Genomic DNA, 22,849 nt, shown 5'->3' with positions numbered 1-22,849 from the left:
ACATCAAGGAGCGATCATGCGCACTGCTGCACAGCGATTAGGTGCGGCCGGAGAAACCGCCGCCGCACAGTACCTCAGCGCTAACCAGTACCAGATTCTTGACCGCAACTGGCGCTGTTCGGCCGGCGAGCTCGACGCGGTGGCTAGGGCCAGCAACGGGCAGATTGTGGCTATTGAGGTCAAGACCAGGTCCTCGCAGCGTTTCGGTACCGGATTTGATGCGATCAACGCGCAAAAGTATCGTCGCCTGTACAAATTGCTGATCCTCTGGGCCCAAGCGCACCGGATTTTCATCGCCCAGCCGCGTATCGACATCGTTGAGGTGTACCCGGTGGGCGATCAATTCCGTTTCCAACTGCACACCTCGGTGCAGGCATGAGTACCGCCCGCACCAGCGCTGTGGCCATCCACGGAGTTAATCTCTCGTTGATTGAAGTGGAAGCCGACCTGGGGAACGGAATCCCCGGGTTCATCATCTTGGGTCTTCCCGATGCCTGCCTGAATGAAGCGCGCGAACGCATCAAAGCGGCCGCCCGTAACACCGGAATTCCACTGGCTAACCGCAAGCTCACGGTGAATCTGACCCCGGCCACGTTGCCCAAATATGGTTCGGGCTTTGACCTTGCGATCCTCACCGCCGCATTGGCCGCAGATCAACAAATAGTCACCAGCCCCACCACGTTGTACTTGGCCGAACTTGGCTTGGATGGAACCCTGCGCCCGGTACCAGGGGTCCTACCCGCGGTCCAACTCGCTAAAGACCGAGGCCTTGAACGTGTCATTGTCGCCGAGGCAAATGCCCAAGAAGCTCGTCTCGTCCCCGGCATCCAGGTGATTTCGGCACAACACCTAGGCCAGGTGCTCGAATATTGTGGTGCACCGCGAGAAGTGTTGAGCACCTATTTACACCATCCACGCCTGGCTCCGAGCTTGGTGACAGAACAAAACCGCAGTGCTGTTTCTGGCGCCCAAGCTGACGACGCGGACTTGGAACTGGTCAATGGGCAAAACGAGGCCAGACTCGCGTTAGAACTTGCTGCGGCCGGAGGGCACCACCTGATCATGGTTGGTCCAGCTGGCGCCGGAAAAACGATGCTCGCCAAATGTCTGCCCACCATCATGCCGCCACTAGATGACCAACAGGCGCTAGAAGCGACCGCCGTGAACTCAATCACCCAGGGTGCGTTGAAAGAGATGACAGCCCTGCAACGCACCCCACCGTTTATTGCCCCGCACCACACCGCTTCACTCTCGGCGCTGATCGGCGGTGGCACCTCCCAGCTGGTTCCAGGTGCCATCACCCGCGCCCATCAAGGAATCCTCTTTCTCGACGAAGCGGCCCAGTTTAATTCCGGTGTACTTGACGCCTTGCGACAACCCATCGAAGAAGGTTTTATCAACTTGGCCAGAGCTAAAGGCCATCAACGTTTACCCGCTCGCTTTCAGTTGGTGTTGGCCTCCAATCCGTGTCCATGCGGCCGTAACTATGGCACTGGGACCAGCTGTACCTGTACCCCGATGGCCCGTCGTCGCTATTTTGCCCGGCTCTCGGGCCCGATCCTTGACCGAGTAGATCTACAAGTACGGGTTAATCCAGTGTCGCAATCCCAACTACTGCACAACACCCCAAACGAGTCCAGCGCGAGGGTACGAGAACGAGTGCTGGCCACCCGAGAACGCAGCCAGGGTCGTCTTGAACGTTTCGGCGTGAGCTGTAACGCGCAGATCCCCACCCAAGTATTGCGTCAAGAACTGAAATATCCGACCAAAACTCAGCGGGCCTTAGAAGAGCTGGCGACGCGGCGGGGGCTCTCGGCTCGCGGAATCCATCGGCTTTTACGTGTGGCGTGGACCGTTGCGGATCAGCAAAATCATGCCGCACCCACCGATGACGATTTAGCGATTGCCGCGCATCTGCGCCAAAGCCTAGAAAACAGTTAGGACCTTCTTGATGTTACGCAACCAGATGACTCGCACAGCGCTCACCAATGTCTCTCAAGAGCGGTTGGTCATGGCGCACCTCAATCAGCTCATCGAGCCCAATGACTTTACTTCTAACGCGCTGTTGGAATTGATGAGCCCGGTTGAACTGCTGGATTTGGTGAAATGCCAAGACCACGTGCCACAGGGACTGAAAGGCCAGGTTGATGACATTCTCGGGTTTAAGCCCTCATCAAATATGGCTCAAGACCTCAAAGTTGCATTGACCCGTTGGCGTAAGCGCCTGCCCTTAGCTAACCCACAAGCGGCTTTGGACACGGCGAGTCGAAATGGTGGGGGATTGCTGCTGAATACCGACCCTGGCTGGCCTGAGCAGCTCAATGAGCTAAATCTTGGGCGACCGATGTGCCTATGGTGGAGGGCGAAAAACCCGCAACTACTTTCCGGCCAAGACCTGACGCGCAACGTGGCCATCGTCGGGTCACGCGATGCAAGTGAGTATGGCGACCAAGTGACCTTTGACCTTTCCCGCACATTGGCATTGCGTGGGTACACCATTGTTTCGGGTGGTGCCTATGGAATTGATGCAAGCGCTCATCGCGCCGCGTTGAGCGTCGCCGAATGGAACCAGTCCAACCCGCCGACCATTGCGGTAATGGCCGGTGGGATCGATCGGCTCTACCCTTCGGGAAACAGCAACCTTCTCAACCAAGTGATCCTCCGCGGTGTCTTGCTCTCCGAGGTACCCCCGGGGACCACCTCGGCACGTTTCAGATTCCTGAACCGCAACCGTATTATCGCTGCGTTGAGCCGACTGGTCATCGTCACGGAGGCCAGGCATCGGTCCGGGGCGTTGAATACGGTCAGCCACGCGGTGGAATTGAACCGCGAAGTAGCAGCGGTTCCGGGCAGCGTATTCGCCCCTAACTCGGCTGGCTGTCATCGCCTGATAGCTGAAGGCAGCGCCGCCCTGCTCACTAGCCCGCAGGAAGCTTTGCAACTAGTTGGGGCCGAACAAACGCCACAGCCAGATGTGGAGCAATCCGGTATGGAACGACCGACAGATCGGTTGGGCCGGAATGAAGGCATGGTTTATGACTGCATGTCCTTTGCTCGGGGCATCGTCATCGATGAAATCTCGGCGCGTAGTGGCGTTCCGGTGATCCAAACCTTGCAGGCAGTGGGCCGGCTCGAAGCTCTGGGAATGGCCAGTACCGACGGCATGACGTGGAAACTGGTGCATCAGGGTAGCTAGCGCGGTACTGGCTTGCTGAGCCTGGATCTGGTCGAATTCCGGTAAGCTCGGTGGTGATGAAGCAAGATCCAGCCACCGATGGACCAACCGGCTTTTCGGCAAAATTCGCCGAACCTGTTGCTGACTATCTTCAATTCCTGCAGCTCGAACGTGGCCGTAGCGAGAACACGTTGCGGGCCTACGACGTTGACCTGCGCAATTTGGGGCAGTACCTCAAAGACCACGGCGGGGATCCAACGTTAAAGCAGATCTCGGTGGACATGCTGCGGGACTGGCTCGCCTACCTTCACGATTCTCAGATTTCACGTACCACCATGGCGCGTCGAATCTCTGCTGTGAAGAACTTTTTCGCTTGGGCGCTGAAACATAAATTGGTGGAAACGGACCCTGCGTTGCGGTTGGCTGCACCCAAAAAGGAACGTCGCCTGCCTCATGTGCTTCAGCCAAGCCAGATCGATCGGCTTTTGTCGCCGGAATTGAACCAGCACCCATCACAGGTCGATTCGGCTTCTACAACTGCTACGGATCAGGCAGAACCCGAAAAGAATGATGTCACAGCCTTGGCCGTAGGTGCCCGCGACAAAGTTATTGCGGAGTTGCTCTACGCTTCTGGGCTGCGCATTAGTGAGCTCGTGGCGCTGGATATTGCCGACATTGATTTTGAACGACGGACACTGAAGGTATTGGGTAAAGGCAACAAGGAGCGGATGGTTCCTTTTGGTAAACCTGCTGAAAGGGTCATCGTAGATTGGATTCGCTCTCATAGGCGTGTTCTAGCATCCGATCAGGCTCAGGATGCCTTGCTCGTTGGGGTACGCGGCGGGCGGCTGAATGTCAGGCAAGCTCGAGGCGTCATTGCCACGGCGCTAAAATCCTTGGGGGACACCTCGGCCAGCGGTCCGCACGCACTTCGTCATACCGTGGCCACGCACCTTTTGGATGGTGGCGCGGATCTCAGAGCGGTGCAAGAATTTCTTGGTCATGCATCCTTGGCCACCACTCAGCTCTACACCCACGTTTCGGTGGACCGGTTGCGTCAGAGTTATCGCCAGGCCCATCCGCGCGCCTGACTAATTGGTAGTTTTCTGGAAAGTTTGCTTCTCGGGTGGCGAAAAGTGCCCTTCATCGGGCAAAATAGAACTATCGGAAGGCGATGACACCGGATCGATGTTGACGTAGGGGAAGACGATCAACACCGTAACGGAGGATGGCATGTCTGCACCGATGACCAGAGGCGTGATATTTGTACATTCCGCCCCTGCAGCGCTATGCCCACATCTGGAATGGGCAATTGGGTCCGTGCTAGGAACGCCGGTCAAGATGGACTGGACCGAACAGCAAGTGGCACCCGGATTTTGTCGCGCCGAAATTGAGTGGGTTGGACCCCAAGGCACCGGCGCGCTGCTCACCAGCGAGATGCACGGTTGGCAGCACCTACGTTTTGAAATCACCGAGGATCCCAGCCCAGGCGCGGACGGAAGCCGTTGGTCGGTCACTCCTGATCTCGGAATTTTTCACGCAACGGTAGATGTAGTGGGCAACATCGTGGTCAGCGAAGAACGAATCCGCTGGGCCTATGAAAAAGGCGATGGCAACCCATCAATCTTCTACCAGGAGATGTCCGTCGCTCTCGGCGAAGCCTGGGATGAAGAACTTGAACCCTTCCGCCATGCTGGGGACGAGGCCCCAGTTCGATGGCTCAACCAGGTGGTATAACTACTGGTTATTAAGTCTCTGGGTGAGTTTTCGACTGCATCCAGTGAATCGGCGGTGGTGCGCCGGTTGTTACCCAAGGCTTCGGGATCCCATCGGGGTCCCGAAGTCGGTTTAAACCCGCTGGTGTTCATGACACTTGGCTAGAGGACAGATGATGCTAGGCTTGGTGGCGATGAAGACCAGTCAGGCTGCAAGCAGCCATTCCCGGAACGGCCATCTGGTCGTTACCTGATTCGCGCGCCTCCCCGTGGCCCAACGCTCGAAATGTTGGACACTTAAGACCTTAAGGGGAGAAATGACCGCACAGTTTAACCACACAATTATTGCCTCAACCAACACGGTTCAGATGGCCGAGTTCTATCTGGATCTGCTTGAAGCTCATTCTGAGCCGGGGTGGGGCCCGTTTAGTAACATCAGTCTTGACGGTGGAGTGATGTTGCAATTTGCGACGCCACCCATCGAATTTCCGCCACAACACTACGCATTTTTACTCAGCGAGGATCATTTTGATCGGGCCTACCGAAAAATCTGTGACGCCGGCCTCGAGCACTGGGCCGACCCACAGAGAAAGCAGCCGGGGATGATCAACCATGAGCATGGGGGACGGGGTGTGTATCTATTGGATCCTTCGGGACACTATCTCGAACTATTGACCAAGCCCTACCTACCGTTCAGCGGGTAATTCCTGAGCTATCGAATGACGTCGAAGACGTTTTTCTGAATGCCGTTTGAATAGACCTGAGAGTCAATGAGCGTAAGTTTCTGAGCGTCCAAGGTCTCTTGGGTGAACAGCCTTTTACCTGAGCCGAGCAAAACCGGGAAGACCAAAAGGTTGTACCGGTCGATCAACTGATGTTCCTGGAGCGAACGCACTAAGGTGGCAGAGCCGTGGATGCTGATCGCGCCACCCTCGCCGGCCCGCAACCGTGCCACGTCGGCGATGGATCGCAAAATGGTGGTCTCCCCCCAATTATCTACCAGGTCACTTTTGGTCAGGGTGGAGGAGAGCACATATTTTGGCATGGCGTTGTACATGGGAAATTGTTCGTCCATAGTTGGCCACACCGGGGCAAACGCTTGGTAGCTCACGCGACCAAGGAGCATGGCGCTGGCCTCAGATTGTTCAGTGCCTTTGAGCTCGTAGGCTGAAGGGTCGAACTCAACACTGTTCATGGTCCAACCGGCATTGTGATACCCCGGTTCTCCGCCGGGCGCTTCAACAACGCCATCAAGGGATATGAACGAGGTCGCAATAAGCTGGCGCATGGTGAAAGCTCCTAGGTGGGCGATCGGTGGCCCGAGCGAGAACGAAAATATGGCTTCATGCAAAGACTAGCACCCGACTCTACTGGAAATGCGACCAGGCGCTTAAACCAGAAATGGGCTGGTCCTAGGAAACAAATTCCTGGGACCAGCCCATTACTTTCAGCTGCGAGCAGCTGAAAATGACTAGACGCTACGGATTGCGACAACCGCGTTGTGGCCGCCGAAACCGAAGGAGTTATTCAACGCAACGATGCTGCCTTCAGCTGGAAGTGCCTGAGGCTCGCCGGTAACAACCTTCAGTGGGATCGCTGGATCTTGGTTGTCCAGGTTGATCGTCACCGGAGTGGTGCGGTGGTACACGGCCAGCGCGCACAGGACGGACTCGACTGCGCCGGATGCGCCAAGCAGGTGACCCATCTGTGACTTCGTTGCCGAAACCCAGACGTTATCGAGCTGGTCGCCCAAGGCATTCTTCAACGCAGTGTACTCCGGTGCATCGCCCACAGGCGTGGAGGTGGCGTGCGCGTTTACGTGCACGACGTCCTCGGGCTGAATGCGGCCGTCGTACATTGCTGCCTTCAGCGCGCGGGTTGCGCCGGAGCCATCTGGATCCGGTGCGGTGATGTGGTGCGCGTCGGAAGTCACGGAGGAACCGGCCAGCTCGGCGTAGATACGAGCGCCACGTGCCAGTGCGTGCTCTTCGGATTCGAGCACCAGTGCACCAGCTCCTTCACCCATAACAAAGCCGTCGCGGTCGGTGTCGTACGGACGCGAGGCCTTAGCAGGGTCATCATTACGACGCGAGAGTGCGTGCATGGAAGCGAAAGCAGCCATCGGCATCGGGTGAATGGCCGCCTCTGCGCCACCAACCATCACGACATCGGCCTTGCCCGAACGGATCAGTTCCAGACCAACGTGCATGGCTTCGGTGCCCGAAGCACACGCCGAAACAGGGGTGTGAGCCCCACCAGCGGCACCCAGATCCAGCGAAACTGCGGCGGCTGGGCCGTTAGGCATCAACATTGGCACGGTCATTGGCAGCACTCGACGTGGGCCCTTTTCGCGCAGGGTGTCCCAAGCGTTGAGCAGAGTCCACACACCGCCGATGCCGGTAGCAAAGGCCACGGCCAGCTTGTTGTGATCGATCTCCTCTTTGTTTAGGCCCGAGTCGGCCCAGGCTTCACGCGAGGCGATGACAGCGAACTGGGTTGAGGGGTCCATACGCTTAGTTTCCGGGCGCGAAAGCACCTCGGCTGGCTGAACGGAAGCACGCGCAGCGAAGGTGACCGGCAGGTCGTATTCCTTTACCCAGTCATCTTCCAAGGTTGCGGCGCCGGAGACGCCCTTCAAAGCGTTCTCCCAGAGGGTGGGGACGTCCCCGCCGATTGGGGTGGTGGCTCCGAGACCGGTGATCACTACTTTGCGCGCCATCATCAAACTCTCTACTGTGCGAATTGAAATTTAGGGGGCCGGCTTCACGTACCGGCCGATGTGCACGGCGTACCCATGCAACGGTAGTGGCGATAAACGCCGAAGGCTTAGGCCTGTGCGCCGGCGATGAAGCTTACTGCGTCGCCTACGGTCTTCAGGTTCTTTACTTCTTCGTCCGGAATCTTAACGTCGAACTTCTCTTCTGCCTCTACCACGATGGTCATCATCGAGATCGAGTCGATGTCCAGGTCCTCGGTGAAGGACTTGTCCAGCTGCACGTCTGCTTCGTCCAGGCCGGTCTCAGAGTTGACGATTTCGGCGAGGCCCGCCAGGATTTCTTCGTTGCTAGCCATGGATGGCTCCTTTTCTTCAGTTACCGGAGGACTCCGGTGTTCGTAGTGGCCGATCAGCTCCCAAATGACGGGAGAGTTCACGAACCGGTTTGCAAAAACTGCGGTGCATCAAGATGCTGTGCAGTTTCGTCGCTTTAAAGCTTAGGTCAGAGATGAGCTTGCCGGTCGCATCATGGCGGGTAAGGCGCGCAAATCTTTGAGTTCGATCCGCTAGTTGCTGGTGTGCTCGGCGATGAACGCCTGGGCAGCTTCTAGATCGGCAGGGGACTTGACGGCGAGGGTTTTGACACCCTTCAGGCCGCGGCGCGCCAGGCCCACCAAGGTACCTGCCGGAGCCAGCTCCAACACACCACTCACGCCTGCTTCGGCCAACGATTTCATGCACAGATCCCAACGGACCGGGCGGGAAACCTGGGCGACTAGGGAATCGAGGTTGGCGTTACCGTTAGTTACCGGCTGCCCATCAAAGTTGGAGAGCAGGGTGGTTGCTGGATCTTTGGGGGAGATGGTCGCAGCCAGCTCGGAGAGAGTACCCACCGCTGGTTGCATATGTGCGGTGTGGAATGCGCCAGCGACCTTCAATGGAATAACGCGAGCCTTGGCAGGAGGGTTTTCGCCCAGAGCGGCCAACTGCTCAAGGGTGCCTGCAGCAACAATCTGTCCACCACCGTTGGCATTGGCTGGGGTGAGCCCGTGGGATTCAAGGGCAGTCAGAACCTCATCAGGATCTCCGCCGAGGACCGCGGCCATTCCGGTCGGGGTAGCAGCGGCAGCTTCAGCCATAGCGTTGGCGCGGACCTTGACGAAGTTCATTGCGTCGGCTTCATCCAGCGCACCTGCGAGGGCTGAAGCGGTGATTTCGCCAACTGAGTGACCGGCAAGAATTACGCCTTCTGGAAGGTTGTTTCCGAACAGCGCCCGTGCGGTGACAAGGCCAGCGGCGACGATCAGCGGCTGAGCGACGGCGGTGTCCTTGATGGTTTCTTCGTCAGAGACGGTGCCATGGGCGGTGAGGTCGCGCTCGGTAATCTGGCTCAGGGCTGCCAAATGATCGGCAACACCTTCAACTTCGAGCCATTCGGCGAGGAAACCTGGGGTCTGGGAGCCCTGTCCAGGGCAAACAATTGCTAACACTCTTACAGCTTTCCAAATTTTAGGAGCTTTTGGCGCTTCAATTGCGTACCAAGCTCATGGTGACTGTTTGTAGGATCTCTACAAAAGCTTATCTTATGGTCCGTAAAAGTTCCCATGTAATGCGCCATAGGCGTAGAACCGAGTGTCCTGCGTCTCGTGGGTTCTTTGGGTGAAGCCTACAAGTTTGATTCTCTCAGCCGCCCGTAGAGCAACGCTGACTGGAGTACAAAAGCATCACGCGGGACCAGTGGGTCCCAGCCGGTGACTTCGGTGACTCGTTTGAGTCGGTATCGCACGGTATTGGCATGTACAAATAGTTCACGCGCGGTCCCTTCCAGGGAATGGCCCAGAGCCAGGTAGCTGGAGAGGGTATCAAGTAGGCCATTGGAGGCCTGTAGTAGTGGGTCGAAGACCTGTTCGATCAGCGCTGTGCGGGCTAGATTGTCCCCATTAGCTGCGCGCTCTGGCCACAGGTCATCGGTGCTGACCGGGTTAGGGGCTTGAGACCATGCGTGGGCAGCGGTGTATCCGGCCACCGCGGCCACTGCGGCATGGTGCATCTCTTTGACCGTGGGCGCCAAGGGGGAGTAGACCACCGGACCGTGCCCGAAGAAGCGGGTGAAGCGGGTCAGATCGACATCCTCAAATTTGGTGTCCGAGAGCATCAGTACCGAACGATCGCCCAGCACTCCCACCAAGGAGTCGCGGGAGTAACGCGTGGCTACTCGCCGTAGCGTCGCCACAAACGTCGCGGAATTCGCGGTGGGTGTGGCGCCAACCAGAATGCGAATGTTCTTTTGTGACCGCCAGCCGATCGCTGCGATGCGTGAGGCCAGCGAGTCATGGGGTTCACCGTGCAGTACCGCATCAACCACGTGGGCTTCGAGCCGCGAATCCCAAGCGCCGCGGGTTTCGGCAGCCCGCGCGTAGACCTCAGCGGCGGCGAAGGCGACCTCTCGTGAGTAACGTAGTACCGCTTCACGCAAGGCGGCTTGTTCGGACTCGGTGGCGATATCTGGGACTTGCGATTCGACCACGTCCACGATGGTGCGCAACAATCCCAAGGCTTTTTGTAGCGAGATGGAGCGGGTTAATTCGGTGGGGGCGGCACCAAAAACGTCGGTGACTACCCAGGCTGGGGTATTGGTGGGATCTTCATACCAGGAAACAAAGGTGGAGATTCCCTTTTGTGCGATCAAGCCGAGGGCGGCGCGTTCGTTGGGATCCAATGAGCGATACCAAGGCAGCTGCTGGTCCAGGTACTTTAGCGCCGTGGTCGAGAGAACACCGATGTGGCTTTTTAGGCGCTTGAGCGTTTGGGCGCTGGGCGCCTGCGAGTGAATGGATCGGTTTTTCGGTGCGAGGGCATCGAGTTCTGGACTCATGGGTTTAAGCTTAGTGATTTTTCTGCGCGCATGTGAACGTGCGGGCAAGTTATTAAAGTACTGCCCCCGCCAGACCATCCGGTCTGGCGGGGGCAGTAGCAGCTCTGGATCACAAACCCAGCCTGCTTTGCTTAGGCGTCGCCGCCAGCGTTGCCGGACTTGCCGGCATTTGGGTTGTTCAGATCGTACTTGGCGTGGGCCTTTACTGCGGTATCTGCAGGGATTTCGCCACGCACGACCAGGGCCTGCAAGGTCTGGACAACCAGCGAGTGGGCATCGATCTTGAAGAAGCGACGCGCTGCAGCACGGGTGTCCGAGAAGCCGAATCCGTCGGCGCCCAAGGTGTGGAATTCACCTGGGACGTATGGGCGAATCTGCTCTGGCACTGCGCGCATGTAGTCGGTGGTCGCGATGACTGGGCCCGGGGTGGACTCCAACTTAGACGTCACGTACGGGGTACGGCGAGCCTTGGAAGGATCGACCAGGACTTCGTCGTCGGCGTTCATACCGTCACGAGCCAGTTCGTTCCAAGAAGTGACCGACCATACGTCAGCCGATACGCCCCACTCGTCGGCCAAGATCTGCTGAGCTTCCAACGCCCAAGGCACGGCCACACCGGAGGCCAGCAGCTGTGCGCGTGGGCCGTCGGTGGTAGCTTCCTTGAGCAAGTGGATGCCCTTGATGATGCCCTCAACGTCAACGGTTTCCGGTTCAGCTGGCTGGCTGATTGGCTCGTTGTACACGGTCAAGTAGTACATCACGTTTGGATCGGCGTGAGTTCCGCCGTACATACGCTCCAGACCGGAACGCATGATGTGGCCAATTTCGTAACCGTAGGCAGGATCGTAGGTGATTACCGATGGGTTGGTCGAGGCTAGAATCGGCGAGTGACCATCAGCGTGCTGCAGGCCTTCACCGGTCAGGGTGGTGCGCCCGGCGGTAGCGCCGATGATGAAGCCACGGGTCATCTGGTCCCCGGCGGCCCAGAACTGATCGCCGGTGCGCTGGAAGCCGAACATCGAGTAGAACACGTAGATCGGGATCAGCGGTTCATCGTGGGTCGAGTAGCTGGTGCCTGCAGCGGTGAACGCTGCTACGGCGCCGGCTTCGTTGATGCCCGGGTGGATCAGCTGGCCCTGAGGGGACTCCTTGTAGGCCAATACCAAGTCGCGGTCCACGGACAGGTAGTTCTGACCGGCTGGGTTGTAGATCTTCGCGGTAGGGAAGAAGGAGTCCATGCCGAAGGTGCGCGATTCGTCGGGGACGATCGGCACAATGCGGTGACCGAATTCCTTGTCGCGCATCAGATCCTTGAGCAGACGCACGAAGGCCATGGTGGTGGCTGCCTGTTGCTTGCCCGAGCCACGCTTGGCGATGGCGTAAGCCTTGTCACCAGGAAGTGGAAGCTTGACTGAAGTTTCCTTGCGGCGGGTTGGTACTGCACCACCCAGAGCTGCACGGCGTTCCATCATGTACTTGTACTCGGCCGAATCTTCGGCTGGGCGGAAGTACGGTGGCGAGTACAGATCGGCTTCGAGCTGCTCGTCGGTGATAGGGATACGCAGGTGATCGCGGAAGCCCTTGAGGTCCTCCATGGTCAGCTTCTTCATCTGGTGGGTCGCATTGCGAGCTTCGAAGTGCGAACCTAGGCCATAACCCTTAACGGTCTTGGCCAAAATGACAGTTGGCTTGCCCTTGAACTCAACGGCAGCCTTGTAGGCGGCGTAAACCTTGTGGTAGTCGTGGCCACCACGCTTCAGATTCCAGATCTCGTCGTCGGTCATATCAGCAACCAATTCCTTGGTTTCTGGACGCTGACCGAAGAAGTGCTCACGCACGAAGGCACCGGACTCAGCCTTGTAGGTTTGGTAGTCGCCATCCGGGGTCTGGTTCATGATGTCAACCAGGGCGTTGGTCTTGTCTGCTTCGAGCAGAGCATCCCATTCGCGACCCCAGGTAACCTTGATGACGTTCCAGCCAGCACCGCGGAAGAACGCTTCGAGTTCCTGCATGATCTTGCCGTTACCGCGAACTGGGCCATCAAGACGCTGCAGGTTGCAGTTAATGACGAAGTTCAGGTTGTCCAGCTTTTCATTGGCTGCCAGCTGCAGGAAACCACGTGCTTCTGGCTCGTCCATTTCGCCGTCGCCGAGGAAAGCCCAGACCTGCTGGTCGGAAGTGTCCTTGATACCGCGGTTCTGCAGGTAGCGGTTCAGCTGTGCCTGGTAGATAGCGTTAGCTGGACCAATACCCATGGACACGGTTGGGAATTCCCAGAAGTCCGGAAGCGAGCGTGGGTGTGGATAGGAAGGAAGGGCGTGGCCCTCCTTTGACTTTTCCTGACGGAAGCCGTCCATGTCCTCTTCGGACAAACGTCCTTCGAGGAAGGCGCGTGCGTACATACCCGGGGAAGCGTGACCCTGGAAGAAGACCTGGTCGCCACCGCCTGGGTGGTTCTTGCCGCGGAAGAAGTGGTTGAAGCCCACTTCGTACAGGGTGGCTGCACCAGCGTAGGTGGAGATGTGTCCGCCAACGCCGATGGCTGGGTTCTGGGCACGGTGCACCATGATGGCTGCATTCCAACGCATGAAAGCGCGGTAGCGGCGTTCGATGGCTTCATCGCCCGGGAAGTCTGGTTCCTGATCGACAGGAATAGTGTTCACGTAGTCGGTGGTGGTCACGTGGGGGACGCCCACGGACTTGGCACCTGCACGCTGTAGTAGCGAGCGAATAATGAACTGAGCACGCTCGGTGCCCTGGGACTCTACAAGAGAGTCAAACGAGTCCATCCATTCCTGAGTTTCCTCAGGGTCCTGATCTGATAGCTGGTAAGTCAACCCGCTACGGATCTGGGAGATGTGTTCCTCTACAGCCACGGAAGCTCCTTGATTGAATTGCGGCTCCGCTACGTTGCAGTTTTGCACTGCGATGCAACGGTTGTGGGACAACGGGTGCAGTAACACTGGAGTGATGTGCACTGTCGGTTCATATGACACTCTAGTGTCATTTGTGGGGGCTTGGGAGCATGATTACGCCCCAAAATCAGCATAAATATGACATTTGATGTGACTTGAGCCATATCGTATAGGTGCTATCGTCAATAAGCACCTGTCAGTATGAACTGAGGCACGAAGTTATGGGTTATATTTGTTCGGCGTGTTATCGCTACAGCGCTTGAATGGAACGAGAAAACCGTGTTTCGTTGGTAGTAACGCTTTGCACCAGCAGGAGGAATGAAGTGAGCGACGCCGTATCGGCAAACTTGGAGCCCGCTAAAAAGATGGGCTTCGTAAATGACAACCTTATTCAGGAACTGGGTTACGACGATGACGTGGATTACGATCTGCGTGATTCGATCGAGGAACTGATTGGTTCAGAACTGCTCACCGAAGAGGATCATGACGTTGTCGACGCAGTTATCTTCTGGTGGCGCGATGGCGACGGAGACTTAGTTGACGCATTGATGGACGCGCTCAACTGCTTGGACGAAACTGGCATCGTGTGGTTGCTGACACCCAAGCAGGGCCGCGAAGGTCATGTGTCCCCAGCACTTATTCAGCAGGAGGCCCCTAGCGCTGGCCTGCATGTGACGACCAGTGAAGGGGTTTCGGAGGACTGGTCTGCAGTTCGCCTCGCCCCACGTAAGAAGAACTAATGATTCAAGCAGGTTCGCGCCTGTTCGAATTCTCGCTGCCCAATCAATATGGCGAGACGATTACCAGCACCGACCTTTCTGAAGGTCGCGTGCTGGTTGTCTTTTATCCGTGGGCATTTTCGCGAGTCTGCGGTTCAGAGCTAGAAGCACTCCAGGTTGAGCACGCGTACTTTACGGATCATCAGGTGCGCGTGGTGGCGATTTCGGTCGACCATAAATTCACCCTACGCAACTACGCAGAGTCCCTGGGTATTGAATTCGATTTACTCGCTGATTTTTGGCCACATGGAGAAGTGGCGCGTAAGGCGGATGCTTTTGACGATCGGATTGGTGTGGCCACCAGGCTCTCGTTGTGGGTAGTTGATGGAATCGTGCGCGAGGTTTTCAGTTCTCCAATGACCGAAGCACGAAGCGTGGAAGCCTACAAAGTGGCGATAGAGGGGCGATAGCCCGGGGTTTGATGCACCATGTGTTCCAGTTCACCCTAAATAGTGTCCTTCTCGATTTGCGGGAACTGAAAAACCTATGTAAAGTTATTCCTCGTTGGCTTGCAAAAGTAAACATGGTTAGGGCCTTTAGCTCAGCTGGTAGAGCGTCACGTTTACACCGTGAATGTCATCGGTTCGATCCCGGTAGGGCCCACCAAATAAAAAATCCTCGATCCATTCGGATCGAGGATTTTTTATTTTCGGAATTGTTGCAGTTGCGGACCAGACTTCGGCCGGAATGATTCAAGCGCGAATAAGTTGCTATTCAGTTTTGCTCAGCCGCACGGTCGTCGTTGTCCCCATGATTCCTGCTTCGTAGGAAATTTCGCCGTTTTCGTAGGTAAACTTCTTAGTCTCGTCGCCTGAAGCTAGCATGGCACTTTCGGTTGCTTCTTGATCACGTTTGGATGTCCAGGAGTGGGATTCAGCACCAGATGTTGGCGCTTCAAAGCTTCCCACCCAATAAAGCGACTTTGTATCTTCGTTGTTCGTCACCCAATTGATGGTGATGGTTTCACCATCAATTGTCGCCGCTTGGTATGCATCGTTACTTTCGGAATTTTTCTGCTTCCAATCTCCGGTGAGATCGGCGGGTTGGAGCACTTCCTTGGGTGCGGGCGTTGGCGTGCCTGACTGTACGGATCCGGGGGAGTTTGAACCGCAGGCACAGAGTATTAGGCAAAGGGTGATGGTTAGTGGCATGCGTGTGGTCTTCATGCTCTCAGTTTGTCGGACATCACCGACACTTTAGTGAGGTAGCTTGGTGGGTCGGCACCGGTTTAGGAATGCTTGGGGGCCAAGGGAGATATTTAGTGATGCGTGGCACTCTTTTGGAAATATAGCCCGTTCAATTTGCCAAGTCAGTCCGGTATGTACTAAATTATTTCTTGTTGCAGAAAACAGAATGAAGCAAAGAGATTTGCTCCGTGAGTTGCTGCAGGAGGGCCTTTAGCTCAGCTGGTAGAGCGTCACGTTTACACCGTGAATGTCATCGGTTCGATCCCGGTAGGGCCCACAATAGCGAAACCCGTTGTTTCTTATCTTTATGATGAGGGGCAGCGGGTTTTTGCCGTCAATCCTCAACGGTGGTGTTATCGCATCAGGGCCAAAACTTTTACGTTGACCCCTTTCTGGACCTTGCTCAATGTTGACCGGACTCTGGGATACTATTCTGCCCCATGTTTGCATTGAAAAATCGAGGGCTTAGTCGCCCGGGACTTTCGTTGCATAGAGGAATGCTGTTGAGTGCTGCAGTAACCCACTTTTATACCGTCGTCTCGCGGCTGGTCCTGCAGCTATTTTGCCGCCATTCGGGATGCTGGTTGCACACCTTCGAAGGCGTAGTTGCGTAACGTCGAACTGGCACGCATTTTTGGGTACCAAGTGCAGGTTTTGGTATCAGTGGAAATGTCTCCTCTGACTACAGTGCCGCCTCTGACTGTTCGTGGACGGTCGCCTTGATGACGTGCTTATTGCTACGCGGCCAAAGTCTGTGATTGTTTTCCGGTATGGAACTCGGCGAAAATGTTGTCACCTTTGTACTGCGGACCATTTCCCGAAAACTGCCGACACCGTGTTGATTGTGGGAGCTGGTGCGATAGGCACGGTGTGGGATTTCCAGTTTTCCATTGTCCGCTTCACCGCCATTGGAAAATTGCAAGGAACCGGCGAATCGTGCGGCTTCGTCCAGCTCATCGCGTAGGCGCTGAAAAGGGAGCACTTTGACGTGCGCATCATTGGATCAGATGTTGCTGGGTAACTCCCTGAGCTCACAATTGCGCAATAGTTTGAACTACGAAAAGTCGATTTAGCTTGGAATGATCACATGATCAATCTCTAGAAACTTCGGAGAAGAGTAATCGGAGATACTTGAGACTGATCCGCATCGAAATTTCAAGTATGTTCAGTTAATGCGAAGTAATCGAACAGCTCATTCTTGAAAACCGCGGGTAACGTAGAACTTGTTCGTTGTTCGATCAAATTCTAGAGGAGTACATTTGATGGGTTTAGGCGATAAAATCAAGAACAAGGCCCAGGAAGCATCGGGCAAGATTAAAGAATCCGTTGGAGACGCAACCAACAATGAGGATCTGCAAGCTGAAGGCGTGAAGGATCAAGCCGCAGCTAAGACGAAGCAGGCCGGTGAAGCTGTCAAGGACGCAGCCAAAGACGTTCGCGACGACTTCAGTAAATAGCATTTAACGCATTAAGGGCACCCGCCATATTTTGGTGGGTGCCCTTTCTGCGCATGCGGGCGCGGTCAGTAGCATTCTAGAAACCTCGCGACTGTCAGGGCGCTGTCATTTTCGGCAGCCAGTTTGGCGGAAATGAGTGTGGCACCCTGGGTGTACCGTGGATTCGTCACCGCCTCATCGATGGCCGAGGCCAAAGACTCCGTGCTCAATTTTTTATAAGGCAGTGGGGCTACCGCGGCACCTAGGGAGTGAATTCGTTCAGCCCAGAAGGGCTGGTCTGTAAATATTGGTACCGGTACCGTTGGGACGCCAGCACGCAATCCGGCGGCCGTGGTTCCGGCTCCGGCATGATGAACGACGGCCGCGACCTGCGGGAATAACCATTGATGAGGCACCTCGTCAATGCCCAATACATTGGGCTCGTTGATTTCGCCGGCGCCTTGAATGATGGTTCGACGACCGGTGCGCTGGGCAACATCTAAAAGGAAATCTGGGCCTAGTGCATCGGTGCTGCCAAAGCCGAGGAATACCGGAGGTTCACCTGCGGATAGGAAATCGCGTAGCGCCTTTGAAGCTGTCCATGACGGATCGAAAGTCGGCCACCAGTAACCGCAGTTGATTACGTTCTCGTGCCAGCCTGCGGATCGCGGTACAACGGCGGAGCTGAAGCCGTTAAGAATCGGCTGGCTGGTCTTCCGTCGAAGTCGATCTGACACTGCACGGCTTCGCTTAGGTAACCCCAATTCTGCCCGGATACGTGCAGTTGGCGCATCGTAAGGCGACTTTGACGCGGTGAATAACCGGTGTAGAGCTTTGTTCCCGAAACTGCCAAAGCTCCGGGCGGTGCCAAGAGCCATTGGAGCGTAATCACCGCTGGGCTCGGTAGGTTGCAAATGTGCACCGATCGCTGGAACCCCGAGTGCCTCGGCAATGTCATAGGCAAAAGGTGCTACGGAATTGGCAAAAATCATGTCTACACCGTGCTCGGCAGCCTGCAGTGTTCCAGTGGCCGCTTGATCAAAGTATGAACGAAGTTCGTCAAGGTAATGCCGTAAGTCCTTGGCGGTGGTTTTTGTGCCAGGAGCTGCTGGCTTGACCATCGCGCCCATGTCACCGGGCAGCTCGCGGAAAGCGCAACCAGAGGGGGTTACGAGTTCGCGGTACGCACCATCGGAGGCAATCGCGACATCAATTCCGTACGCACTAAGTCTCTGGCCTAGACCTGCCATCGGTGCGACGTCGCCACGGGTGCCCGGCGTGATCATCAACAAGCGCATGCTACTCCTGTAAAATTAATTGCGAACAGTGTTCGCGTTTAACTATACAGTCTTGAGGAGTTCACCCCGTGGCCCAAAAATCGACCCAAAACACGACGGGTCCTAAGCCTCAGTACTCCCGTGAAAGAATCATTGAAGTGGCCATTTCTTTGGCTGATACTCGGGGAATTGATGCTGTATCGATCAGAGCGATTGCCTCGAACCTCGGAACCGGTGCAGCCTCGTTATATCGTTATGTGAAGTCTTTCGACGAGCTGACCGGGCTGATGGTAGATCGAGTCAGTGCCGAGTATGACTTTTCAACGTGCACCGGTCCAGCAATTGAGCAACTGTTGGATATTGCGCGGCAAGGACGACGCATCATGCGCCACCATCCGTGGGTTCCGTTGATTGTCCTGCAAAAACAAGTGATGACCCCCAATGCCTTGGCTTATCTTGAGCAGGGATTGATTGCTTTAAGTCATACGACGTTAGGGGCTGCGGAAAAACTGCACACCATCGCCATGCTGAATTCAATAACAGCTACTTTTACTCTCTATGAGATCAACCAGGACGAGCATGCCGGCAGTTCGGTATCCAGCGAGCCCTTGGAACTTGGTGCTTATCCGCACCTACTTCAGGTCGTTGGGCAGATACAACACCCCATGGATCTTGATAGCGCATTCGAGCGAGCAATCGTTACCTATCTGCAGGGGATGGGCATTAAGTAGCGGGAAACTACATCGCCTTAGTATGAAATCTTCTATGTGTAGGTGACATGGTATGACAGCATGAAATCAGTGTAATGAAGCCGAGTACTCAGGAGTTGTTGTGGCTACACCGTCCGAAGCCAGCATGAAAGAAATCCGCGAACTGATCGCTGTTGACACTACTAGTCGCGATTCCAACCTGCCGCTGATAGAGAATGTTGTCGAGAAACTTCAAGCATACGGAGTAGAGTCCTCGCTGATCTACAACGAGGAGAGAACCAAAGCAAATCTGTTGGCGACGATTCCAGCCAGCGACGGTACACGAACCGGCGGCATCGTACTCTCCGGGCATACCGACGTTGTGCCGGTGGATGGACAGAACTGGAGTAGTGACCCCTTCAGTGCCGAAGTTCGCGGAGACAAGTTATTCGGCCGCGGTACCTGCGATATGAAGGGGTACCTCGGGGTCATTTTGGCCAAACTCGATCAACTCACCAAAGCTGAGCTGTCCGAACCAATCCACCTTGCGCTCTCTTATGACGAAGAAGTCGGTTGTGTGGGCGCTGTCGGCCTAGTGGAAAAGATCGTCGCCGAACAGTTGGCTCCACGCGGATGTTTTGTTGGTGAACCATCAAGCATGCGTGCGATTCGCGGGCACAAGTCGATGAACGTCTTCAAAGTGCAATTTAACGGAGTTGCGGCACACTCATCGTTGCCATCCGAGGGTGTTAATGCGATTTCTTACGCACTGCGTTTTGCGCGATTTGTTGAGGAAATCTCCGCCGAATTGCGAACCAACGGGCCGCGGGATGATGCGTTCATTGAGCCAACCACCACGATGAACGTCAACAAATTTGATGCAGGCATCGCAGTGAATACCATCCCGTCAGAGGCGGTGGTGTTCTTTGAATACCGTTCGTTGGCAGTGGTTGATCGTGAAGCGCTGACCAACCGATTCCGAGAGGAAGCCAAGCGGTTAGAAGCAGAGATGAAAGAGCAAGAAGAATCATGCTCCGTCAGCTTGGAGCAGCAGGCGGGTGCCCCTGGGTTGAACACCGAGCCGGAAGAGGAAATCGTGGCCTTCGCCGCTGCTTGTGGAGCGCACGCCACCGACGAAAAAGTTACCTACGGTACCGAGGCTGGACTGTTCCAAGCTGCAGGGATTCCAACTGTTGTCTGCGGTCCTGGCGATATTGCGCAGGCCCATGCTCCGAATGAATACGTTTTGCTTGAGCAACTTGTTCAGTGCGAGAACTTCATTGATTCGTTGATCGGGCAACTCAGCCGATGAGTAATGCGATTCAAGCTACACCGCAACAGCTGAAGATGGCCCGAAAGGCTGTGGTCTCCAGCTCCATTGGTGCCGCCCTGGAATGGTTCGACATCATTGTTTACGCCACCTTCGCAACAACCATCGCCAAGGTTTTCTATCCGGATTCGGACCCTACCTTTGCGTTAATCCTGACTTTTGCAACTTTTGCGATTTCTTATCTGATCCGTCCATTGGGCGGAATGGTGCTGGGTAGTTATGCCGATCGGAGGGGGCGAAAGAAGGCGCTGACCCTGACCTTGGGCCTGATGATGCTCGGTACGCTGATCATGGCAGTCGCACCACCCTTTGAAAAGGTCGGGGTGGCCGGGGCACTGATCATCTTGCTTTCACGGTTGATTCAGGGGTTCTCTGCCGGCGGTGAGTTCGGCACAGCGACGGCATTCCTGATTGAAACTGCTCCGCACAAGAAGGCTTACTACTCCTCATGGCAGGTCGCCAGCCAAGGTGCCTCGATGATGTTGGCTTCGGCGTTTGGCTACTTTCTGACAACCGGTTTAAGTGCTCAGGACTTGCAATCATGGGGATGGCGAGTACCGTTCTTCGTTGGTCTGCTGATCGGCCCGGTAGGACTTTATATCCGTGCCCGATTGGAAGAGACTGAAGAGTTCACCAGCGCTGCGAAGGAGAAATTCCCGCTCGGGACACTGTTTAAGGAACACTACGGCAGGCTGTTGGCCGGGGTAGGCGTCATCGGTGTGGCCACCATTTCGGTGTACCTGATCTTGTTCATGCCCACATTCGCCGTCAATAATCTCGGGATTCCGGGAGATGCTGCCTTCCTCGGCGGCATCGCTGCAGGTGTGATCACCCTGTGTGGCGTACCTTTGGTTGGGCACCTAGCCGACCGGGTGGGACCAGCAAAGGTGATGACCTATGCAGCGCTGGCGGCTTTTATCCTTGCCTATCCGATGTTTAAGCTCATGACATCGACTCCAAGTATTGTCGTCATGGTTGTAGTGATCGCGATATTGGGCGTGATCATGTCCTTCTACTTTGGGCCTATGCCAGCGTTGCTTTCCGGTTTGTTCCCGGCTTCGATTCGCGGATCGGGGCTTTCGGTGACTTATAACGTCGGTGTCACCTTGCTTGGAGGTATCGCGCCTTTGGTACTGACTTGGTTATTAAAGGCGACTGGTTCTTTGGACGCACCGAGTATCTACTACATGGTTATCGCAGTGATCTCATTGGTTGGTTTGTTCTTTGTCCGACGACGCTACGGTCAGCGATAGATCTAAGGAAAAACGCTGCGGGGTCCGCTCATGAGAGCTGACCCCGCAGCGTATTTTTCTGCCGGAATTGTGGTTAGATAGCCACTAGAAGTACCGCGGTCCAGTGGCAGAGGAATGCAATTATGGTACAGGCATGAAACAGCTCGTGGAACCCGAAAATGGTTGGCAGGGGATTGGGGCGTTTAGTTGCGTAGAACACCGCGCCCACAGTGTAGGCCAATCCACCAGCGAGAATCAGGACTAACACCGCAGGGTTAGCTGCCCAGAACGCGGGAAGCTGCATCACGGCACCCCAACCGAGCAGAATGTACAAGCTCACGCCCACCCAACGTGGAGCGGTAGGCCAGATAGTTTTGATGAGAATACCGGCTAAAGCGCCGGCCCAGATGATCGACAGGACAATGATCGCCTGTTTGCCTGGCAATGTCAGCGCAGCGACCGGCGTATAGGTTCCGGCAATCAACAAAAAGATATTTGCGTGATCGGCCCTGCGGAACAAACCCATAATCTTATCGGTCCAGTTACCGCGGTGATATAACGCTGAGGTGCCAAAGAGCAAAATGGAGCACAAGGCGAAGACGGCGCTGGTCCATTCGGCCAAGTGTCCATCGGCCAGCACGATCAACACGAGGTTCATGATGATGATTGCCGGCGTCGACCACGCATGAATTAAACCTCGCCAACGCGTTCGCTCGGTGCCCACCGACAAAAATTTCTTGGGGGAGCGAGTTGGGGTCTCGGGCATCATGGGTTCAATAGCCAAGGGATTCCTTCGTGGTCGTGCTCGGGGCATGATCCCCAGTGTTTGAAGTCTACGGGAGATAGCTGGGTTGAGGCTGTGCCAAATAGACCCTCAGGCACGCGAAAGCCCGCCGATTGCCACTGAAAATTCAGCGACAATCGGCGGGCTCGGTGCTTGATGCGAGGGATTAAAACTCAGGGGTACGAGCTACGCTCGCTTCTTGGTGATAAATCCCCAGATAAGCAAAACAATCAAGGAGCCACCGATGGCAAGGATCCAGCTCCATAGAGAGAAGAATCCGCTGACGCCCTTACCGGTGATGGCACTGCCAATCCAGCCTCCGATTAAAGCGCCGACGACACCTAGCAGCAACGTAGCGATCCATCCGCCGCCTTGCTTACCTGGCAAGATTGCCTTCGCGATAGCGCCAGCAATCAAGCCCAAAACTATCCATCCAATGAATCCCATGATTCGCTCCAATGGTCATGTTCTGTAGCGGCCGGGTTTGACCACTCATTTGTGACAATACATGGGTTTGAGCTGGGCTTCCACAGTTCCCACGGGGAAATTCCTACTTTTCGCACAGGAGTTTCAACGAGTGGTTGAAGGTCTGCCGTGCGGAGTCGCCTAATTGGGATCTGACCTGAGTCTTGAATTGGTTTGTTACTTCGCGCACCAGAAATGGTTGACACTGATGGTTTGCGCTCTTAGTCTTGTTAAATCAGATTTTATACAATCTAACTATCCTTAAGTCTGATAT

The 22,849-nt window shown here is 55.7% G+C and carries 22 protein-coding genes and 2 tRNA genes; 14 read left to right on the top strand and 10 right to left on the bottom strand.

Translation table 11 applies throughout. The features are described from left to right. The first annotated feature begins 16 nt into the window (after positions 1–16). The 6 genes from FJV47_RS04350 to FJV47_RS04325 all read left to right on the top strand — a co-directional run bounded on the left by FJV47_RS04350 (position 17) and on the right by FJV47_RS04325 (position 5,594). Positions 17–379 carry a YraN family protein gene (locus tag FJV47_RS04350; protein WP_159610395.1) on the top strand — a complete coding sequence of 121 codons (363 nt, stop codon included), beginning with the start codon at positions 17–19 and terminating at the stop codon, positions 377–379. Further along, positions 376–1,941, top strand: a complete 1,566-nt coding sequence (locus FJV47_RS04345) for a YifB family Mg chelatase-like AAA ATPase (RefSeq protein ID WP_159610392.1) — start codon at positions 376–378, stop codon at positions 1,939–1,941. The genes FJV47_RS04350 and FJV47_RS04345 overlap by 4 nt, the downstream gene beginning before the upstream one ends. 10 nt (positions 1,942–1,951) lie before the next feature. Next, complete coding sequence (dprA, locus tag FJV47_RS04340; RefSeq protein WP_159610390.1) at positions 1,952–3,196, top strand: DNA-processing protein DprA; 1,245 nt, start codon at positions 1,952–1,954, stop codon at positions 3,194–3,196. 56 nt (positions 3,197–3,252) lie between these two features. Next, entirely contained in the window at positions 3,253–4,266 is a 1,014-nt protein-coding gene (locus FJV47_RS04335; protein ID WP_159610388.1) for a tyrosine recombinase XerC, read from the top strand. 142 nt (positions 4,267–4,408) lie between these two features. Then, positions 4,409–4,912 carry a DUF3145 domain-containing protein gene (locus tag FJV47_RS04330; RefSeq protein ID WP_159610386.1) on the top strand — a complete coding sequence of 168 codons (504 nt, stop codon included), beginning with the start codon at positions 4,409–4,411 and terminating at the stop codon, positions 4,910–4,912. 295 nt (positions 4,913–5,207) lie between these two features. After that, positions 5,208–5,594, top strand: coding sequence for a VOC family protein (locus FJV47_RS04325; RefSeq protein ID WP_159610384.1), 387 nt, complete (start codon positions 5,208–5,210; stop codon positions 5,592–5,594). Positions 5,595–5,602: 8 nt separating this feature from the next. Here FJV47_RS04325 and FJV47_RS04320 read toward each other — a convergent pair whose 3' ends face one another. The 6 genes from FJV47_RS04320 to aceE form a co-directional block, all read right to left on the bottom strand. Next, positions 5,603–6,178 carry a dihydrofolate reductase family protein gene (locus FJV47_RS04320; protein WP_159610382.1) on the bottom strand — a complete coding sequence of 192 codons (576 nt, stop codon included), beginning with the start codon at positions 6,176–6,178 and terminating at the stop codon, positions 5,603–5,605. Between the two features lie 183 nt (positions 6,179–6,361). Continuing rightward, positions 6,362–7,609, bottom strand: a complete 1,248-nt coding sequence (fabF, locus tag FJV47_RS04315; RefSeq protein WP_159610380.1) for a beta-ketoacyl-ACP synthase II — start codon at positions 7,607–7,609, stop codon at positions 6,362–6,364. A 107-nt stretch (positions 7,610–7,716) separates the two neighbouring features. Then, complete coding sequence (locus FJV47_RS04310; protein WP_131088094.1) at positions 7,717–7,962, bottom strand: acyl carrier protein; 246 nt, start codon at positions 7,960–7,962, stop codon at positions 7,717–7,719. 210 nt (positions 7,963–8,172) lie between these two features. Next, positions 8,173–9,096 (bottom strand): ACP S-malonyltransferase, encoded by a 924-nt coding sequence (locus FJV47_RS04305; protein ID WP_159610378.1) that lies wholly within the window; start codon positions 9,094–9,096, stop codon positions 8,173–8,175. A gap of 176 nt (positions 9,097–9,272) precedes the next feature. Next, positions 9,273–10,481: a CdaR family transcriptional regulator gene (locus tag FJV47_RS04300; RefSeq protein ID WP_159610376.1), complete on the bottom strand. Its 1,209-nt coding sequence runs from the start codon at positions 10,479–10,481 to the stop codon at positions 9,273–9,275. Between the two features lie 131 nt (positions 10,482–10,612). Continuing rightward, positions 10,613–13,357 (bottom strand): pyruvate dehydrogenase (acetyl-transferring), homodimeric type, encoded by a 2,745-nt coding sequence (gene aceE, locus FJV47_RS04295; RefSeq protein WP_159610374.1) that lies wholly within the window; start codon positions 13,355–13,357, stop codon positions 10,613–10,615. Positions 13,358–13,761: 404 nt separating this feature from the next. On the opposite strand from aceE, the gene FJV47_RS04290 reads away from it, so the two are divergent. The 3 genes from FJV47_RS04290 (at position 13,762) to FJV47_RS04280 (ending at position 14,781) form a co-directional block, all read left to right on the top strand. Further along, complete coding sequence (locus FJV47_RS04290) at positions 13,762–14,136, top strand: DUF3052 domain-containing protein (RefSeq protein ID WP_159610945.1); 375 nt, start codon at positions 13,762–13,764, stop codon at positions 14,134–14,136. After that, entirely contained in the window at positions 14,136–14,585 is a 450-nt protein-coding gene (locus tag FJV47_RS04285) for a redoxin domain-containing protein (RefSeq protein WP_159610372.1), read from the top strand. Before FJV47_RS04290 ends, FJV47_RS04285 begins: the two co-directional genes overlap by 1 nt. Before the next feature lie 120 nt (positions 14,586–14,705). Further along, positions 14,706–14,781, top strand: a tRNA-Val gene (locus FJV47_RS04280). Positions 14,782–14,885: 104 nt separating this feature from the next. On the opposite strand, the gene FJV47_RS04275 is transcribed toward FJV47_RS04280, so the two are convergent. Then, positions 14,886–15,341, bottom strand: a complete 456-nt coding sequence (locus tag FJV47_RS04275) for a hypothetical protein (protein WP_159610370.1) — start codon at positions 15,339–15,341, stop codon at positions 14,886–14,888. Positions 15,342–15,566: 225 nt separating this feature from the next. Between FJV47_RS04275 and FJV47_RS04270 the strand changes: the two genes are divergently transcribed. Both FJV47_RS04270 and FJV47_RS04265 read left to right on the top strand, forming a co-directional pair. After that, a tRNA-Val gene (locus FJV47_RS04270) sits at positions 15,567–15,639 on the top strand. 985 nt (positions 15,640–16,624) lie between these two features. Next, the gene (locus FJV47_RS04265) at positions 16,625–16,819 is read left to right on the top strand and encodes a CsbD family protein (protein WP_159610368.1); all 195 of its coding nucleotides are present in this window, start codon (positions 16,625–16,627) and stop codon (positions 16,817–16,819) included. Between the two features lie 65 nt (positions 16,820–16,884). On the opposite strand, the gene FJV47_RS04260 is transcribed toward FJV47_RS04265, so the two are convergent. Beyond that, the gene (locus FJV47_RS04260; RefSeq protein WP_159610366.1) at positions 16,885–18,096 is read right to left on the bottom strand and encodes a glycosyltransferase; all 1,212 of its coding nucleotides are present in this window, start codon (positions 18,094–18,096) and stop codon (positions 16,885–16,887) included. A gap of 137 nt (positions 18,097–18,233) precedes the next feature. Between FJV47_RS04260 and FJV47_RS04255 the strand changes: the two genes are divergently transcribed. The 3 genes from FJV47_RS04255 (at position 18,234) to FJV47_RS04245 (ending at position 21,347) form a co-directional block, all read left to right on the top strand. Then, a complete protein-coding gene (locus FJV47_RS04255) occupies positions 18,234–18,806 on the top strand; it encodes a TetR/AcrR family transcriptional regulator (protein ID WP_159610364.1) in 573 nt (190 codons plus the stop codon). A 100-nt stretch (positions 18,807–18,906) separates the two neighbouring features. After that, the gene (gene argE, locus FJV47_RS04250) at positions 18,907–20,076 is read left to right on the top strand and encodes an acetylornithine deacetylase (protein WP_235026336.1); all 1,170 of its coding nucleotides are present in this window, start codon (positions 18,907–18,909) and stop codon (positions 20,074–20,076) included. Next, entirely contained in the window at positions 20,073–21,347 is a 1,275-nt protein-coding gene (locus FJV47_RS04245; RefSeq protein WP_159610362.1) for an MFS transporter, read from the top strand. The genes argE and FJV47_RS04245 overlap by 4 nt, the downstream gene beginning before the upstream one ends. Before the next feature lie 73 nt (positions 21,348–21,420). On the opposite strand, the gene FJV47_RS04240 is transcribed toward FJV47_RS04245, so the two are convergent. Together FJV47_RS04240 and FJV47_RS04235 are read right to left on the bottom strand one after the other, a co-directional pair. After that, positions 21,421–22,110, bottom strand: coding sequence for a hemolysin III family protein (locus FJV47_RS04240; RefSeq protein WP_200831941.1), 690 nt, complete (start codon positions 22,108–22,110; stop codon positions 21,421–21,423). Between the two features lie 186 nt (positions 22,111–22,296). Further along, positions 22,297–22,557, bottom strand: a complete 261-nt coding sequence (locus tag FJV47_RS04235) for a GlsB/YeaQ/YmgE family stress response membrane protein (RefSeq protein ID WP_159610360.1) — start codon at positions 22,555–22,557, stop codon at positions 22,297–22,299. Positions 22,558–22,849 lie beyond the last annotated feature (292 nt).

Origin of the sequence: Glutamicibacter sp. JC586, assembly GCF_009805585.1 — a bacterium.
GTDB lineage: Bacteria > Actinomycetota > Actinomycetes > Actinomycetales > Micrococcaceae > Glutamicibacter.
The sequence above is the reverse complement of the archived record's forward strand: the minus strand, read 5'-3'. Positions and strand labels throughout refer to the sequence as shown.

Coding starts and splice junctions, on each gene's coding strand:
- FJV47_RS04235 (WP_159610360.1), bottom strand. CDS start 22,557: ATGGGATTCATTGGATGGATAGTTTTGGGCTTGATTGCTGGCGCTATC.
- FJV47_RS04265 (WP_159610368.1), top strand. CDS start 16,625: ATGGGTTTAGGCGATAAAATCAAGAACAAGGCCCAGGAAGCATCGGGC.
- FJV47_RS04285 (WP_159610372.1), top strand. CDS start 14,136: ATGATTCAAGCAGGTTCGCGCCTGTTCGAATTCTCGCTGCCCAATCAA.
- dprA (WP_159610390.1), top strand. CDS start 1,952: ATGTTACGCAACCAGATGACTCGCACAGCGCTCACCAATGTCTCTCAA.
- FJV47_RS04350 (WP_159610395.1), top strand. CDS start 17: ATGCGCACTGCTGCACAGCGATTAGGTGCGGCCGGAGAAACCGCCGCC.
- FJV47_RS04275 (WP_159610370.1), bottom strand. CDS start 15,341: ATGAAGACCACACGCATGCCACTAACCATCACCCTTTGCCTAATACTC.
- FJV47_RS04300 (WP_159610376.1), bottom strand. CDS start 10,481: ATGAGTCCAGAACTCGATGCCCTCGCACCGAAAAACCGATCCATTCAC.
- FJV47_RS04260 (WP_159610366.1), bottom strand. CDS start 18,096: ATGCGCTTGTTGATGATCACGCCGGGCACCCGTGGCGACGTCGCACCG.
- FJV47_RS04320 (WP_159610382.1), bottom strand. CDS start 6,178: ATGCGCCAGCTTATTGCGACCTCGTTCATATCCCTTGATGGCGTTGTT.
- FJV47_RS04330 (WP_159610386.1), top strand. CDS start 4,409: ATGTCTGCACCGATGACCAGAGGCGTGATATTTGTACATTCCGCCCCT.
- FJV47_RS04245 (WP_159610362.1), top strand. CDS start 20,073: ATGAGTAATGCGATTCAAGCTACACCGCAACAGCTGAAGATGGCCCGA.
- FJV47_RS04345 (WP_159610392.1), top strand. CDS start 376: ATGAGTACCGCCCGCACCAGCGCTGTGGCCATCCACGGAGTTAATCTC.
- FJV47_RS04310 (WP_131088094.1), bottom strand. CDS start 7,962: ATGGCTAGCAACGAAGAAATCCTGGCGGGCCTCGCCGAAATCGTCAAC.
- FJV47_RS04290 (WP_159610945.1), top strand. CDS start 13,762: ATGGGCTTCGTAAATGACAACCTTATTCAGGAACTGGGTTACGACGAT.
- fabF (WP_159610380.1), bottom strand. CDS start 7,609: ATGGCGCGCAAAGTAGTGATCACCGGTCTCGGAGCCACCACCCCAATC.
- FJV47_RS04325 (WP_159610384.1), top strand. CDS start 5,208: ATGACCGCACAGTTTAACCACACAATTATTGCCTCAACCAACACGGTT.
- FJV47_RS04335 (WP_159610388.1), top strand. CDS start 3,253: ATGAAGCAAGATCCAGCCACCGATGGACCAACCGGCTTTTCGGCAAAA.